This window comes from Flagellimonas sp. 389, assembly GCF_018449435.1.
GTDB lineage: Bacteria > Bacteroidota > Bacteroidia > Flavobacteriales > Flavobacteriaceae > Flagellimonas.
In genome coordinates, this window is the sequence record NZ_JAHCMU010000007.1 from 98,984 (window position 1) to 115,159 (window position 16,176).

Sequence of the window (16,176 nt, forward strand, 5' to 3'; positions counted from 1 at the left end):
GACATTAAAAACATGGTTTATGTACTCAATTCTAATATCTAATTACTCAAATCTCCTTATTGCTTCTTTTATTTTTTCTTCTTCCACACAAAGTGAGAATCGTATGTACCCTTCTCCATTGCTACCAAAAATAGTTCCCGGAGCGATAAAAACATGTTTATCATATAACACCTCATCAATAAAATCTTCGGAGGATTTTGACCCTTCGGGCAGTTTTGCCCAAATGAACATTCCGGCCGCATCTTTATCATAGGTAGTGCCAAGTTTATCGACTAATTGAAACATAAGCTTTCTACGCTTTCTGTAAACGTCATCCAATTTCTCAAACCAATCTCCACCACTTTCAAGGGCGGTAATCGCTCCTTTTTGAATTCCATAAAACATACCGGAATCCATATTGCTCTTAACCTTTAAAACTGCCGTAACGTGTTCTGAACTCCCCAGCACCATACCCACCCGCCAACCGGCCATGTTAAAGGTCTTGCTAAGGGAGTTCAATTCCAACGCAACTTCCTTTGCCCCTTCTACCTGTAAAATACTTGTAGGGCTATCATTGAGCACAAAACTGTACGGGTTATCATTGACAATGAGCAAATCGTTCGCTTCAGCAAAGGCAACCAATTCTTTCATTTTAACCTTATCTATCTTGGCACCAGTGGGCATATTGGGGTAGCTTATCCACATTAATTTCACCTTGGACAAGTCTGTTTTCTCCAATGCTTTTATATCTGGCAGCCATCCGTTCTTAGCCGTTAAATCGTACATAACTGGTTTTGCCCCGATTAAATTTGTAACGGAACTGTAGGTTGGATAACCCGGATTTGGTATTAAAACCTCATCGCCTACATTTAAAAATGCCAAGCTGATATGCATAATACCTTCTTTGGAACCCATCAACGGCAAGAGTTCGGTGTTGGCATCCACATGTACGTCAAAACGTGAAGCATAAAAATTGGCCATAGCTTCCCGTAGTTCCGGCAATCCTTGATAGCTTTGGTATTGATGCGCCTTACTATCCTCCAAAACTTCTTGCAGTGTACTTACCGCTTCTTTTGAAGGTGGCAAATCTGGACTACCAATGCCCATGTTTATAATTGGTTTTCCCTGATTAATTAAACCACGGACTTCCCTTAGTTTTTTTGAGAAGTAGTATTCTTGAACGCTATGTAATCTATCTGCTGTAACCATTATTGCAATGCATTTTTATATTCGCCCAATACTCTAAAATCCTCTGACATTATTTCCAGTAACGACTTGGCTTTTTTGAAAAAATCGTACTCGTCAAAAGTAACATCGACAAAAAATGCATATTTCCATGGTGTTTCAATGACCGGAAGAGACTGGATTTTGGTCAGGTTCAAATTACAATCGCTCATAACGTTAAGAACTGTGGCTAAACTCCCCCGTTTATGATCTGTTATAAATCGTAGCGATGCTTTGTTTATCTCTTCTTCTGGTAAAACCTTATTCTGTTTTTTTAAGATGATGAAACGTGTAGCATTATTTTTTATCGTCTGAATCTCATCGGCAATAATATCCAGACCATACAAATCCGCAGCAACTCTTGGAGCAATAGCAGCAATGTTTGCCAATTTATTTTCTTTTATCCGTTTTGCTGTTTCGGCAGTGTCTACATCTTCTACCAGTTTTATGTCTGGATACTTTTTAAAAAATTCTTTACACTGCAAAAGTGCCATAGGATGGGAATGTACTTCTTTAACATCCTCAAATGAACCTCCCTTTAAGACCATAAGGTTATGGTGAATGTTCAGATAGTGCTCACCAATGATGTGCACGTTATTGTGATATACCAAATTATAATTGGGGATTATGGAACCCGCAATGGAATTCTCGATCGCCATTATGCCTTTATCAATAGAACCGTTGCATAGGTGCTGTATAATAGCATCAAAAGAAAGGCATTCCACTAAATCAATTTCATCACCAAAAAAGTCTTTTGCGACTTGATGATGGTTAGATCCCCTGATTCCCTGTATTGCTACTTTTAAAGACATTCTTACTGTATTAAGACCCTTCGACTAGATTTCGAGTTGGCTAAATCACCGCCTCGGGGTCGTCCAGAACGAAAGTTCAGGACAAAAAAAATCCCGATTTGCATCGGGACCCTGTATTATATAGTTACTATATTTCAGAACAGTCCCTTGCTTCTCTTAAAAAAGAAGTAGAAATAAAAACCGTTCCAGAAATATGTGTTTGTCATTGTTTACTAAATCTTTGGCTAAGATAGGTATTCAGTTGAAAAACAAAAGCTAAAGCTAAAGTTTTCTTGATTTTTAGCTAAATCCCCAATTACGTTGCATATTTTTTTAAATACACCTCATTTTTTTAAGAATTTAAAATTTAAACTCGTTTTTCAAGATTTGATTTAATACTATAAATAACTCTCTTAGCTTTTCATATTACATATAACTTATTCATTGGGAAATCTAAAACTGTATTTTTGAAATTCAAAATAGCACCAAATGTCCATTGCAGTAAACAACATCACCAAAAGCTTCGGTAATCAAAAAGCATTGAACAATGTATCTTTTTCTATACAAAAAGGGGAAATTGTTGGTTTTTTAGGTCCTAACGGTGCTGGAAAATCTACTATGATGCGCATTTTGACTACGTATTATAAAGCTAACTCTGGCGAAGCTGAGGTCAATGGGCACAATGTTTTAACATCTGAACAGCGAGTACAAAAAAGTATTGGTTACTTACCAGAACACAATCCGCTTTATCTTGATATGTATGTAAAAGAATATCTCGCTTTTAACGCAGATGTATACCAAGTTGCCAAAAAACGGATTGATACCATAATCGAACAAACTGGCCTTACTGTTGAAGCACATAAAAAAATAGGGCAGTTATCCAAAGGATACCGACAACGTGTTGGCCTGGCGGCCGCCCTATTGCACGACCCAGAGGTACTCATCCTGGACGAACCCACAACGGGGCTTGATCCCAATCAATTAATTGAAATCAGAAAACTTATCAGGGAGATTGGAAAAGAGAAAACCATTTTACTTTCCACACATATTATGAAGGAGGTTGAAGCGGTCTGCGATAGGGTTATCATCATCAATAAAGGCGAGATTGTTGCCGACAAAAAACTAGAAGAACTACGTGAAGCAGAGGAACAGATCATAGAGGTTGAGTTTGATTACAGAGTTGAGGAAATGTTGCTCAATAAGTTACCAAACACCGTTCATGTTAAGAACATAGGAGGTTTTGTTTATGAGGTCACCTTCAATACCACAAAAGATATGCGACCAGCGGTTTTTGATTTTGCCCATGACAATGAGCTCAAAACATTACAATTGAGCAGGAAAAACAAGAATCTAGAAAGTCTTTTTACAGAGTTGACAAGTTAATTCCAACCTATTTGATTCTTCCCAAATTTTCATCTACATCCTTATTTTTAAATTTGGCCTTTTTGGTGTTTCCAAAATCATATTTTAACGAAAAAGCGACCTCCTGTGCATCTACAAAGTATACCCCTGCTGCTTCAACGCCGTTTATGGCATAACTTTCTTCAAAATTCATCGCCTTGGTGATATCGTTTAAACGAATGGCACAATGTAGTTTTTCAAAAAAGGTTTTTGTAATCGTTGCATCCAAAATCAACATACTGTTACGCTTAAAAATACCTTCTTGTCGTTCCGTTAGCAACCATCCGCCAAAGGCTATTGTAACATTTTTATTAATCTTGAATTGTTGGTTGGAGTAAGCATATATATACGGATTAGTGTTGCCCAGTGTTGCTGTGCTATCTTCAATTTTATTGTAATTGAGACTTATGGTATTTGTAGAAGTCCACTTTTTAAAGGAAAAAGGCAACGTCAATCCAACCGTATATCCTGATTCTTTTTCTAAATTTATCGTGGATAGAATAGCTCTTTCAAGTAGCTCATCATACCTGATGACAAAATTTACAGGATTTGTTTTTTGGTAATACGTTGCATTGATGGATTTATTTTTCCATTGAAAGTTTGCAGACACTTCATTAGTAAACGTTGGCAGCAGGTTTACTTCATTTATAGCTTCTAAAAAAGGATTAATGAATGTTCTAATGGTACTGGTTCCACTAAAACTTGGGCGTGTAATGCTTCGGGCAAAATTTAGCGATATTGTTTTAACACTATCAACTTTTAAATTCAAACCGGCTTTTGGAAATAGATTGGTATTCTCACGGTCAACGAGTGGTGAGGTTTCATTTTCAAGTTCGCTCCTAACCTTATTATATTCAACTCGCAATCCTACTTCATAATCTATTCCTTTTTTAAGGTTTCCTGACAAAGTGGTATATCCCGAATGCAATCGTTCCTCGTAATCAAAATCAAAAATGGTTGCGGAGTTATCGGATAGCTCCTGTATTTCGGTAAAAGCAGCTGCTCTCGCCTCATTAAAATTTACACCAAGTTCCCAGTTCAGATTATCAGAAATAGTATGTTCCAAATCTACTCGCAATGCCAAAGAGTTAATTTTATATTCCTGTCCTCTATCTTCATCTAAACTAAATCCATCACCGTTAAAATTATTTGAGATTTCTGTATCCAATGTTTGCTTATAAAAGGAGTATTGAAGCCCTGTAAAAAGATTGAGGGCTTTGGCCACTTTTTTACTGTAGTTAAAATTACTGCTGAAGTAGTCCTTAGCATTGTCATTTTCAGAATCTGAGACAATGTTATCTTCCCCTGCTTCACTTCGAACAAAAGTTTCCGTTTCTATTGGAGCAGCGTTGGTTTGCCTTCTGAAGGTAGTATTGAATGAAAAATAATCGTCTTTTTTTAAGGGATAGAAAAAGCCCAATCCACCATTTATTTCTTTACGCTCATTTAAATCTATCAGTACCAGATAATCTGAAAAAATATTTTCTTCGGGTATGTCAAATGCAAACCTATGGCTTTCCCATTGTCCCAAATCATTGTAGGCAAAATTTCCTTGAATTGTCCATTTTCCGTTTGAATAACTTCCGTTTGAGTTCAAATAATTATTAAAATTCCTCCGAAACGAAGCAGTCTCGCTAACGTTCATTTTTACACCTTTACTTGAATTTCGTTTTCTCGTAACCAACAGCACTGCCCTACCTTCCGCTTCATATTTTGCAGATGGATTTGCAATCAACTCAATGCTTTCGATATTGTTTACCGACAATGCTGTCAACTCGTCAAAAGTGATTCTTTGTCCTCCCATATAAATCAATGGATTCCCCTTTCCAATAATTGAAATGGATTCCCTATCTGCTGCAATCTGTACATTGGGTAATTTGGACAGTACATCAAGGGGGTCGGGAATCGACGAGAAGATAGGGTTTTGAACATCAATCTTTAGGTTACCGTTATTATTGGTTATGGGATTTTTGGCAGCTACTACCTCAACTTCTTCCAATTGTTCGGCACTTTCCGTTAAGGTAATCTTCAGTTCAATATTTTTATTGAGAAGAATGGGTGCTTCATAGTCTTGAAAACCCAATGCCGATATTTTCAGATAATAGTTGTTCCCTTCAATAGCATTAAAATCAAAAGTACCATCATACAGTTGTGTATATTTTATTAGGTTTTCTTGACTTTCATCAAAAAGAAGGACATCGCCTACGGGGATATCATTTCTATCTTCATCAATAACACTGCCCTTTACGGAATAGTGAACTTGACCAAAAATTGATGAAACGGTAAAACAAAAAACAAGAAAATACAAATGCTTCAAAACGTATATATTTTGAAACAAAGGAATAAGAGGAAATCATAAGAATGAAGAAATAGAGGTCTGATTTAGGTACTAGTACCCGTACTCTTTTGCAATAACTCCCGTCTATTGGATACATTCAGCTTACTGTAAATATTAGTGATATGGGTCTTTACGGTGCTAAGACTGATAAATAGTTCACCAGCTATTTCTTTATTGGTCTTTCCTTGAAGAATGAGGTTTTGAATAGTGGTTTCCTGTTTGCTCAGATCCGGAATAACAACAGTCTGTTTTTTCCTTTTTACCCTAAAAGTTATGTAGCCAAAAATCAATACGATGACAAACAATCCTAGATTGATCCATCTACTTTGTTGCAGTTCTTTTTCCAAAGCCACATTCGTAAGGTAAGCTAACTTCTTTTCCAAAAAGATATACGTTGTCGGATTCAAATCACTTTTTCGTAATTCTGAAAGCAGGTTTAAATAATACAATTCATTTTGTGCAATATCTTTATCCAACAATTGCTCTATTTCCAACTGTTTGATACCTATGAGCTTTACCATTAAAATTTGAAGTGAATCCTTGACAAAGCCTTTGCGTGATGCTATCTTCTCTTTTGCGGATTGATAGTGAGCGGACAGATTTGCCTCAAACTCATTGAATTTTTGCCATTCTTGTTGCGCTTTGTTGGTTGTTTCAAAATCGGCAAATAATTCTTTACCTCTCTTAAACTGAATAAATTCTTTATTGGAATGAATAAAATCAACTTCTGCTTTCACCGTATCGTTTATCATTTTTTTAATACGATTGATGGATAGTCGGTACAATTGGTCCGAGTCCGAGATATATTTTTTATTAAAGGAAAATGAGCCATCTTTTTTAATCTTTGCTATTGCTACTGGCTTTCCTTCAGTCTCACTTTTTAGATGGTCAATAGACAATTTACTTAGGTGTATATCCGTTTCCCAATCTCCGGGATTTTCTAGATTAACAAACCCCGAAACCGCATCTTGTGCCGAAATTTTTAGGACAGCACCTAATAACACTATAATTAAAACAAATCTATACATCACCGAAGCTTGAGTGATAAATTTACTGTATTTAGTATATTGAAACAACTGTATGTATCGTTTTCCTTAAGACAAACAATACAACTTTTTCTACTATTATTTTACCGCAAACATCATGTTATTCCAGTATTCAAATCGGTATTTTTGCATTTCTATATTGATTTGATACATGAAAAAGAACCTCGCTAGTTTGGAATTGTCAGAAGAAGAAATGAAAACCTATGGCCATCAAGTGATGAATGCCATTGTTACACATTTTAAAACACAAAACAGTGAATTGCCCGTAGCCATGGGTTCTAGGGAAGAGATGGATTCCTTGTTTTTAGAGGAGGCCCCAGAAAAAGGTTCAACACCAATTGATGTTCTCAATTTTGTACTTGAAAACGTGATGACGAAAAGCACCAACTTATCACATCCAAGAACGTATGCATTTGTTCCCGGACCAAGTAACTTTGTGAGCGTTATGGCCGATGCCCTTGCCACAGGCTACAATATCTTTTCTGGCGGATGGGCCGCATCGCCAGCAGCGGCCGAATTGGAAATCATAACCATACAATGGCTCTTAAAAATGTTTGGCCTTCCACAGAAAAAGGGTGGTGGCATTTTTACCAGTGGCGGTTCTATGGCGAACTTAACAGCACTGACAACAGCACGGAGGATTAAATGTGGAGAGGATTTTTCGAAAGCGATGATTTACCTATCCGATCAAGCACATTCATCCAACATTAAAGCAATTAGGGTGCTTGGGTTTAAAAAAGAACAAATCCGAATCATTCCTACGGATATCGAGTTCAAGTTTTCCATTAACAAACTCAAAAACTGTATTGCAAAGGATAGATTGAAAGGACTTCAACCTTTTTGTCTGATAGCGACTTCGGGCACTACAAATACGGGTACTGTGGACCAGTTACAAGAGTTAGCGAAAATTTGTAAAAAAGAGGACATCTGGTTTCATATTGATGGAGCTTACGGTGCAGCGGCCATATTGTCCAAAAAAGGCAAGCAGTTGATGAAGGGAATTGAAAAAGCAGATTCATTGACCGTAGATCCCCATAAATGGTTTTTTCAGCCTTATGAAATGGGCTGTCTTTTGGTACGAAACCACAAACACTTAAGCCATACATTCACAGAAAAACCTGAATACCTCAGGGACATTGAAGGAAATACATCAGAAATTAATTTTTATGACCACGGCATTCAATTGACACGTAGGTTTAGGGCATTAAAATTTTATATGTCCATTAAAACTTTTGGTCTAAAACAGTTCAGGGATGCCATCACATATAATATTGATCTTGCCGAAGAAGTAGAAAAAATTCTTAGGACCAGTAAAACATGGGAAGTTGTTTTCCCTGCCACCATGGCAATCATAAACTTTAGGTACAATCCAATTGGCAAAAAATACAACCAAAAGGAATTGGATGCCTTGAATCAATTTATTTCGGAAAAAGTGGTCGCCTCAAGAGAAGCACTTTTGGTAACCACACTATTACATGGTCAAGTAGTTCTAAGAATGTGTCTGATCAATCCAAGAACTACAATCGATGATATCAAAGAGACTTTGGTATTATGTCGAAAATTTGCCCATGAACATGAATTAAAAAGGCAAAAAGTAGTTCACTAATTAATGAAGTTGAGCAATATTCAACCCTAAAATACTACTATACACTTATTAGCCTTAAAATTTCAAAGCCAAGCCAACACCGTTTCTATTGCTTGTAGGCACCAACCTAAAAGTAGTTTTATTGTCGAATTGCCTGTTATAGGTTAGTATGGTATTTTTTCTATTCTGATTGGATAAATGCAAAAATACACCACCTAAAATTCCAAAACCTAGAGACCCAAGAGCCGGACCAAGAGCGTTACCGTCATCTTGAGATAGCTCATAACCGGACCAAACCGCAGTGCCTATTTGACCTACTAAAGCAACGAATGTTAAGGTAGAATTTAATTCGGCCTTTTTCCAATAGTTTGCAGCTTGATTGTTATTTTCAATCAGCTTTTTAAACTCTTTTTTTGATATTTGTTTATCGTCCCGATAGAACTCTGGTTCCCAAAAACCTTCAAAAATAGTGAGTTCTTGGGCATTCATTTTTATCATAAAGGTGGAGATGAAACAAAAAGCAAGTACTTGAGAAAACTTTTTCATTAAGGTATGTTTTAACTTCAAAAGTATTCTGGTTCTTTTTTATCACGCTTGTCAAAAAATCTTTTTTTAGAAACCAATCACCTGATTACTAAAAGTTCTATTCAAATCATCTTGCACTTTTGGATCTGAACAGTTTATCAAGATAGATACTACTATATTTTCATTTGGGTATATGAAAAAATTGGAATATGCCCCAACACTATTGCCAATATGCCCCACATAATTTCTACCTTCATCATCTTGGCTTACTTGAAATCCCAATCCATAATATGTTGGTTTTTCATTTACGCTTTGTGAAGCAAGTATCTCACTCAAAATATGCGGCTTTACCAATTTTTTGTTCAAAATGGCTTGTCCCATTTTAGCAATATCGCTACTGGTAGATAAATATCCCCCTCCAGCTAGCTTATAGAAATTGTTTACGGGTATCGCTTGCTTAAAACCTATTTTGGTTCTGGTATAGTTTCGACTTTGCTCAACTAACATTTCTTGGTCACTGAGTAGAGCCAAAGTGACTTTCTCCGGTATTGTGTTCCTCATTTCCAAAGGGTCGAGAACATTTTCTTTTACATAGGTTTCAAAAGGAATTCCACTTGCTTCTTGCATTGCAAGTGATAGTAAAACAAAGTTGAAACTATTGTACAAATATCCTTTTCCAGGTTCAAAAACCAATGGGTCGTTTTTGAAAATTTCAATGCCCTCTTTTATCGAATACGGTTTGTTCAACCCAAACTCTTTACCACGATATCCTCTTATTCCCGCAGTATGGCTTGCCAATTGGCGCAATGTAAAATCATACTTTTTTTTTGGATAATAGGGGACGTAGTTATAAAACGACCCATCTAAATCTACTATTCCTTCCTCTATCATCTTTGCAAGCGCAACACCCGTAATACATTTGGAAATACTCGCGATTCGAAATAGCGTTTTTTCAGGATTTACTTTTATCCTTCTTTCCAAATCGGCATAACCATATCCCTTTTTCAGTAAAATTTCACCTTCTCTTTTTATCGTGATGGCCATTCCAGGGATTTTATTTTCAACCGCTAGATTTTGGAAAATTGCATTTGCCAAGTCTAATCCCTTAAGTCCTTTTATAGATTTGGTCTTTGGTGATGACTGAAATAAATTTTGAAGGTATTCAAATAAGCTCATGGCATTATTGCTATGCTATCAATCCCTGAAAATCAATCGACCATTAAACAATTCTTCCACTTCGACCTCTGGTGGGCGGTTGTTGCATATGACATCTCCTACACCTCTTATTACACCGCTTATCCGTTGTTGTGGATTTACAAATGTATCATTTGACCCTCTATGGTTAATGCTCACATTTTGAGCAACGAGATTTTCCGCTTCAATTCTGGAGTCTCCCGCGGCAATAGTAATACTTAAATTGTTTGTAGTTCCACCTAATTTAAAGTAAGCTATGCCATTTGTTGTAATTCGAACAATTTCAGAATTCACGTTCAAATCAAAAGAGCCATCCGTTGTCTCAGCTTCCGAATCGGTAAAACTTTCAGATATTAAGGAAATGTTGGGGTAATTCAATATTCCTTCGCTGGAAATTAATAGTCCAGTACTGCTTCGTATCTCTTCAATATTTGGCGACGTCACATAGATTGTGGTCAAGCCATACTCCCTAAAAAAGTTGCAGCCATTGCTATTTTTTACAACAAGACGATTGCCCTCCACAACGGCGGATACTTCATTTCTAAGAAATTCTCCTGTTTCAATTTCAACTACCTGTTCTTCTCCTTGCCTTAGCACCAAATTGATATTTTCAAACACTGTGATATTCAAAAAATCAGAAACCTCAACAGGTTCGCGAATCAAATCACCTGCGTTCTGAAAACAGTCAGGGGCATTTTCTCCATTACAGGATACCAGCAAAGAAAAAAGACCAAAGAAAAAAGACTTGCGAACTGTATTCGCAACGGTTCTGTTTTTCCAATTTAAAAATCTTCTGTTCAACATCTATCTTCTATAATCTAATTCCAACTCCAAATTCAACAGTTTCTGCTTTTGCCGCGTGGGATTTTAGCGTTACTGCGCCAAAAACCTTGTCTCCAAAATAGCGTTTTAACCCTATCCGATTGTAAATCCTTCCTTCAAAATCAAAAGGACAGTAAACATAATATCCCAATTGAGCGATTACGCTCAATTTATTTACGAACAGCTCATGTCCCACAAAAACTCCAACACGTTTATAGTCTGTATCGGGAGCAACATCGAGCTCAGGAAATGAAATGGATTGATAACGAATCAATTCCTTTAAAAAATTGGAAAAAAACACATCTGTCCCAAATTGTATCGCACTTTTTCTTCCCAATCGTTTATCGGCATAAGCCGAAAGCATCCAAAATCCATAGCGCCCAGAATTAATGACATCACTAGTATTAGCACCCGCTCTTAAGGCAAAGTTGTAACGAATAGGTTCAGTTACTTTTTCATCCGTCTTACGCTGAACGAACTCAAATGATTCCTTTGCATTCAAATCATAGGTTAGTCCAAAATTAAAAGCCATCGTATTGGTGGACGTGTTAGGAGCTTTAAAATTGGCGTTTGAATAATGTAATAAAGAAATACCCGTTTTAAAACCTAAGCCAGCTATAAGATTCTCCTTATGATAATTGAGCATTACTAAGGTCGAAGCCAAAATATGGGAACCATACGCATTGTTCCTAAAATTATCGTTTTTATCATAAGGATTAGTGTTATATGCCAAACCCTGACCCACTCGAAATTGTAGATTACGTTTTAAAAAATAAAAATTGTAATGGGCATACAGTCCAAAATGATTTCCCAATGTTGGATTATTGGTATCCTGATAAACAAAAGAGAAACCCGTATCCGGATAGCCGAATTGTGACTCCCATTCTTCATTTCCATACCTTTTCCTATTGAAGCCTAGAATGACACCACCAGGATGTTCGGTAATCAAATGAGATATATCTGGATTATGCAAGAGAATGGAACCGTAGTATTGGCTGGCGTCTAGCACATACTTTTTAGCAATTTTCTTCTCTTGCGAAAATGCATTGCAACTGCACAGAATAACATACAAATAAAGTAGGCGCTTCATGAAACGCTAAAGTAGGAAATTAAAATATTGCTGCCGCAACCGCCTTAATATTATCTGATTTCCCCATAGAGTAATAATGTAATACGGGCACATTCGCCTCCTTTAATTCTTTTGATTGCTGAATGCACCAATCCACTCCTACCTGTCTAACTTCTTTGTTGTTTTTGCAATTTTCGACGGCATCAACCAAATCCTCAGGAATATCTACACGAAAAACCTGAGGCAATAATTGCAAATGTTTTTTTACTGCTAACGGTTTAATTCCAGGTATTATTGGAATATGAATTCCCATATCCCTTGCCGCATCAACAAATTCGAAGTACTTCTTATTGTCGAAGAACATTTGGGTAACCACGTAATCAGCACCTAATTCTACTTTTTCTTTTAAACGCTTTAAATCGGATTTTAAGGATGGTGCTTCCATATGTTTTTCAGGATAACCAGCTACACCGATACAGAAATCGGCGCAATTGTCCGTTTCAATAACCTCGTGCAAATAATTGCCACAGTTTAACTCTTGAATTTGTTGTACCAAACTCGATGCATAAGGGTGCCCTCCCTTTGTCGGCTCAAAATATTTTTCTTCACGCATAGCATCACCACGCAATGCCATTACATTATCAATCCCCAAATAATGACAATCTACCAATAAATATTCTGTTTCCTCTTTGGTAAATCCTCCACAAAGTACGTGAGGTACGGTATCAACGTTATACTTATGGGTTATTGAGGCACAAATTCCCAATGTCCCGGGACGCATTCTAGTCAGTTTTTTATCCAAAAGACCGTCACGGTCAATATAAACGTACTCTTCACGAGAAGTTGTTACATCTATAAAAGGTGGATTAAATTCCATCAGTGGGTCAATGTTATTGTACAACTCCTGAATACTTTTTCCTTTTACTGGAGGAATAATCTCAAAACTGAAAAGTGTTTCTCCTTTTGCTTTTTTTATATGGTCGGTTACTTTCATTTCATTGTTTGTTGTTCATTGCTCGTTAACAGTTGACGGTTGTATAATTAAACTAACAACCATAAACCAACAACTATCAACTATTTTATTCATCAACTAGATTAGGAGCCAACCATTTTTTGGCTTTTTCCAATTTAATTTCTCTTCGCTTGGCAAAATCAGCTACTTGATCTTCTTTTATTTTTCCCAATCCAAAATATTTTGCTTCCCGATTGCCAAAATAATATCCACTAACACTGGCTGCGGGCCACATTGCCAAACTTTCTGTTAGTTTTACCCCAATATTTTCTTCGACCTTTAACAGCTCCCAAATAGTGAGTTTTTCCAAATGGTCAGGACATGCAGGATAACCTGGGGCCGGGCGAATACCCCGATATTTTTCTTCGATCAAGTCTTCGTTGGATAAGGTTTCATTAACTGCATAGCCCCAATGTTTTGTTCTCACCTCTTTATGTAAATATTCTGCAAAGGCTTCCGCTAAGCGGTCTGCTATTGCTTTGATCATAATCGAGCTATAATCGTCCAAATTCTTTTCGTATTGGGTAGCTAATTCCGCAGTACCAAATCCAGTGGTGACACAGAAGCAGCCTATAAAATCCTGTTTTCCACTTTCTTTTGGAGCAATAAAATCTGCCAAGGCATAATCGGGAACACCTTCTCTGCGCTGTAATTGTTGACGTAGGGTTCTGAAAATCCCCCTCTGTCCTTTGGACATCTCTCCCATGTGGGGAGAATAAAGAACTTCTATATCATCGTGGTTTACTGTATTTGCTTCAAATAGGCCGAAAACTGCCTTGGCCTTTAATTGTTTTTCGGCCAGCACTTTTTTGAGCATAATTTGAGCATCCGCGAAGAGCTCGGTTGCTTGTTCTCCTACGACTTTATCCGTAAGGATATCTGGATACTTGCCATGTAGGTCCCAACTTCTGAAAAAGGGTGTCCAATCTATAAAATCCACTAATTTTTCCAATTCCAAATCGGCAATGATCTGAATGCCAAGTTGATTTGGTTTGACAATTTCAGCGCTCTTCCAATCAATTTGAAATTTATTTGCTCTTGCAGCTTCAATCGTTTTATATTCTTTTTTCTTGGTTCGACTCAAAAACTTATCACGGAATTCTTCGTAATCTAGTTTGATACCATTTTTATAGCCATCAGAAGTTTCCTTTTGAAGTAAATCGCCAACAACGGTTACCGCTCTGGAAGCATCGTTCACATGAACTACCGTATTACTGTATTGGGGATCAATTTTGACAGCTGTGTGTGCCTTGCTTGTTGTGGCCCCTCCAATCAAGAGAGGAACTTCAAAGTTTTGCCGTTCCATTTCTTTGGCCAAAAACACCATTTCATCTAGGGAAGGTGTTATCAATCCACTCAAACCGATTACATCTACATTATGTTCTATAGCAGCATTGATGATTTTTTCAGGGGGAACCATAACCCCTAAATCAACAATTTCATAATTATTACAGGCCAAAACTACACTCACAATGTTCTTTCCAATATCATGGACATCACCTTTTACGGTTGCCATGAGAATTTTTCCTGCAGCCCCCCCTGCCCCCAAAGGGGGAGTTTTTAATTCTTTATGTATTTTTTTTAGAACTATTTCGAGGTTTCCAAGCACTTCACTATTCGTAAATCTCATAACGCGATATCCTTCACTTTCTAACCAAGTTGTACGCTTCTTATCGCTTTTCTTATTTTCGGGTAGTTGATGAATCAGTCCATCAACCTCAATTATTAAACTTTCTTTCAAACATATAAAATCAGTAATATACTCACCTATAACATGTTGTCTCCTAAACTTATATCCATCTAAATTTTTATTACTTAACGCGTTCCAAAGCATTCTTTCTGCAGAAGTAGGCTGATGTCGCATTTTTTTCGCATACTCTTTTAACAAATTATATAAGATAGGGTTTGCCGTCTTCCAATGTTGCTCCCCCTTTGGGGGTGGGGGGGCATTTCTTTTTTTCTCTTCTTCTATATAAGGAAGTAAGTATGCTACTGCCTTTTTCATTACCCGTGCAGACTTTACTACTTGGGGAAGAAACATTTTTCCACTACCAAAGAGGTCACCAACTACATTCATTCCTGTCATCAGGTTTCCTTCGATCACTTCAATAGGTTTGTCCGCCACTTGCCTTGCTTCCTCAACATCTTCGATTATATATTGATCTATTCCCTTGACCAAAGCCCTCGTAATTCTACTTTGTAATGGCTCTTCACGCCATGATAAATCAACGGTATTCTCTTTGGCTTTACCAACAACAGTTTCTGCAAATTCCAGTAAACGTTCTGTAGCATCATCACGGCGATTCAAAATGACATCTTCTACATGTTCCAATAAATCCTTGGGAATATCATCATAGACTTCGAGCATCGTAGGGTTAACAATGCCCATATTCATACCGGCTTTTATGGCATGATATAAAAAAACAGAGTGCATGGCCTCACGAACGGGATTATTTCCCCTAAACGAAAATGAAACGTTGCTCACACCTCCACTAACACTGCAATATGGAAGGTTTTTACGAACCCAACGCGTACCTTCTATAAAATCTAGAGCATTCAATTTATGCTCATCCATTCCTGTAGCAACGGGAAAAATATTAAGATCAAAAATAATATCCTCTGCTGGAAAACCTACTTCATCCACCAATACACGATAAGAACGTTCAGCAATTTCTTTACGGCGTTCCAATGTATCGGCTTGCCCTACTTCATCAAAAGCCATTACGATGACCGCTGCTCCATAGCGTTTAATCAATTTGGCCTGACGGATAAATTCCGTTTCACCTTCTTTTAGGCTGATTGAATTCACAATACATTTACCCTGCACAACTTGTAGACCCGCTTCAATGATTTCCCACTTAGAACTATCGATCATAATGGGAACTCTTGCGATATCCGGTTCGGCAACAATTAAATTCAGAAACCTGACCATAGCTTCTTTGCCATCGATCAAGCCATCGTCCATATTGATATCGATGATTTGGGCGCCACCTTCAACTTGGTGTCGCGCAACTTCCAATGCCTCATCGAATTTTTCTTCTTTTATCAAGCGAAGAAACTTCTTTGAACCCGCTACATTCGTACGTTCACCTACGTTGATGAAGTTGCTTTCGGGAGTAATGACCAAGGGTTCCAGGCCAGAGAGTTTCAAAAAACGTTGTTCGTTTTTCGTTGTTTGTTGTTCGGTCAT

12 protein-coding genes are annotated in these 16,176 nt (G+C 37.2%); 2 read left to right on the forward strand and 10 right to left on the reverse strand.

The features are described from left to right. Positions 1-42: 42 nt before the first annotated feature. Positions 43-1,191, reverse strand: coding sequence for an aminotransferase class I/II-fold pyridoxal phosphate-dependent enzyme (locus KIM67_RS07740; protein WP_213830845.1), 1,149 nt, complete (start codon positions 1,189-1,191; stop codon positions 43-45). Next, entirely contained in the window at positions 1,188-2,015 is an 828-nt protein-coding gene (locus tag KIM67_RS07745; RefSeq protein ID WP_213830769.1) for a prephenate dehydratase, read from the reverse strand. The genes KIM67_RS07740 and KIM67_RS07745 overlap by 4 nt, the downstream gene beginning before the upstream one ends. Before the next feature lie 468 nt (positions 2,016-2,483). Between KIM67_RS07745 and gldA the strand changes: the two genes are divergently transcribed. Then, positions 2,484-3,377 (forward strand): gliding motility-associated ABC transporter ATP-binding subunit GldA, encoded by an 894-nt coding sequence (gene gldA, locus KIM67_RS07750; protein WP_213830770.1) that lies wholly within the window; start codon positions 2,484-2,486, stop codon positions 3,375-3,377. A 7-nt stretch (positions 3,378-3,384) separates the two neighbouring features. Here gldA and KIM67_RS07755 read toward each other — a convergent pair whose 3' ends face one another. Beyond that, complete coding sequence (locus tag KIM67_RS07755) at positions 3,385-5,712, reverse strand: outer membrane beta-barrel family protein (RefSeq protein ID WP_213830771.1); 2,328 nt, start codon at positions 5,710-5,712, stop codon at positions 3,385-3,387. A 65-nt stretch (positions 5,713-5,777) separates the two neighbouring features. Beyond that, positions 5,778-6,761 carry a response regulator transcription factor gene (locus tag KIM67_RS18725; RefSeq protein WP_298868440.1) on the reverse strand — a complete coding sequence of 328 codons (984 nt, stop codon included), beginning with the start codon at positions 6,759-6,761 and terminating at the stop codon, positions 5,778-5,780. Between the two features lie 169 nt (positions 6,762-6,930). On the opposite strand from KIM67_RS18725, the gene KIM67_RS07765 reads away from it, so the two are divergent. Next, positions 6,931-8,385, forward strand: a complete 1,455-nt coding sequence (locus KIM67_RS07765; RefSeq protein ID WP_213830772.1) for an aminotransferase class V-fold PLP-dependent enzyme — start codon at positions 6,931-6,933, stop codon at positions 8,383-8,385. A 54-nt stretch (positions 8,386-8,439) separates the two neighbouring features. Here the strand turns inward: KIM67_RS07765 and KIM67_RS07770 are convergent, their stop codons facing one another. From KIM67_RS07770 to KIM67_RS07795, 6 genes are all read right to left on the reverse strand, one after another. Then, a complete protein-coding gene (locus KIM67_RS07770) occupies positions 8,440-8,910 on the reverse strand; it encodes a hypothetical protein (protein WP_213830773.1) in 471 nt (156 codons plus the stop codon). 66 nt (positions 8,911-8,976) lie between these two features. Then, positions 8,977-10,065: a serine hydrolase gene (locus tag KIM67_RS07775; protein WP_213830774.1), complete on the reverse strand. Its 1,089-nt coding sequence runs from the start codon at positions 10,063-10,065 to the stop codon at positions 8,977-8,979. An 18-nt stretch (positions 10,066-10,083) separates the two neighbouring features. Continuing rightward, positions 10,084-10,887: a head GIN domain-containing protein gene (locus KIM67_RS07780; protein WP_213830775.1), complete on the reverse strand. Its 804-nt coding sequence runs from the start codon at positions 10,885-10,887 to the stop codon at positions 10,084-10,086. 7 nt (positions 10,888-10,894) lie between these two features. Then, a complete protein-coding gene (locus KIM67_RS07785; protein WP_213830776.1) occupies positions 10,895-11,995 on the reverse strand; it encodes an acyloxyacyl hydrolase in 1,101 nt (366 codons plus the stop codon). A 19-nt stretch (positions 11,996-12,014) separates the two neighbouring features. Continuing rightward, positions 12,015-12,968 (reverse strand): methylenetetrahydrofolate reductase [NAD(P)H], encoded by a 954-nt coding sequence (gene metF, locus KIM67_RS07790; protein WP_213830777.1) that lies wholly within the window; start codon positions 12,966-12,968, stop codon positions 12,015-12,017. Between the two features lie 85 nt (positions 12,969-13,053). Then, the gene (locus KIM67_RS07795; RefSeq protein WP_371815695.1) at positions 13,054-16,176 is read right to left on the reverse strand and encodes a vitamin B12 dependent-methionine synthase activation domain-containing protein; all 3,123 of its coding nucleotides are present in this window, start codon (positions 16,174-16,176) and stop codon (positions 13,054-13,056) included.

Coding starts and splice junctions, on each gene's coding strand:
- KIM67_RS07780 (WP_213830775.1), bottom strand. CDS start 10,887: ATGTTGAACAGAAGATTTTTAAATTGGAAAAACAGAACCGTTGCGAAT.
- KIM67_RS07765 (WP_213830772.1), top strand. CDS start 6,931: ATGAAAAAGAACCTCGCTAGTTTGGAATTGTCAGAAGAAGAAATGAAA.
- KIM67_RS07785 (WP_213830776.1), bottom strand. CDS start 11,995: ATGAAGCGCCTACTTTATTTGTATGTTATTCTGTGCAGTTGCAATGCA.
- KIM67_RS07770 (WP_213830773.1), bottom strand. CDS start 8,910: ATGAAAAAGTTTTCTCAAGTACTTGCTTTTTGTTTCATCTCCACCTTT.
- metF (WP_213830777.1), bottom strand. CDS start 12,968: ATGAAAGTAACCGACCATATAAAAAAAGCAAAAGGAGAAACACTTTTC.
- KIM67_RS07775 (WP_213830774.1), bottom strand. CDS start 10,065: ATGAGCTTATTTGAATACCTTCAAAATTTATTTCAGTCATCACCAAAG.
- KIM67_RS18725 (WP_298868440.1), bottom strand. CDS start 6,761: ATGTATAGATTTGTTTTAATTATAGTGTTATTAGGTGCTGTCCTAAAA.
- KIM67_RS07795 (WP_371815695.1), bottom strand. CDS start 16,176: ATGACCGAACAACAAACAACGAAAAACGAACAACGTTTTTTGAAACTC.
- gldA (WP_213830770.1), top strand. CDS start 2,484: ATGTCCATTGCAGTAAACAACATCACCAAAAGCTTCGGTAATCAAAAA.
- KIM67_RS07745 (WP_213830769.1), bottom strand. CDS start 2,015: ATGTCTTTAAAAGTAGCAATACAGGGAATCAGGGGATCTAACCATCAT.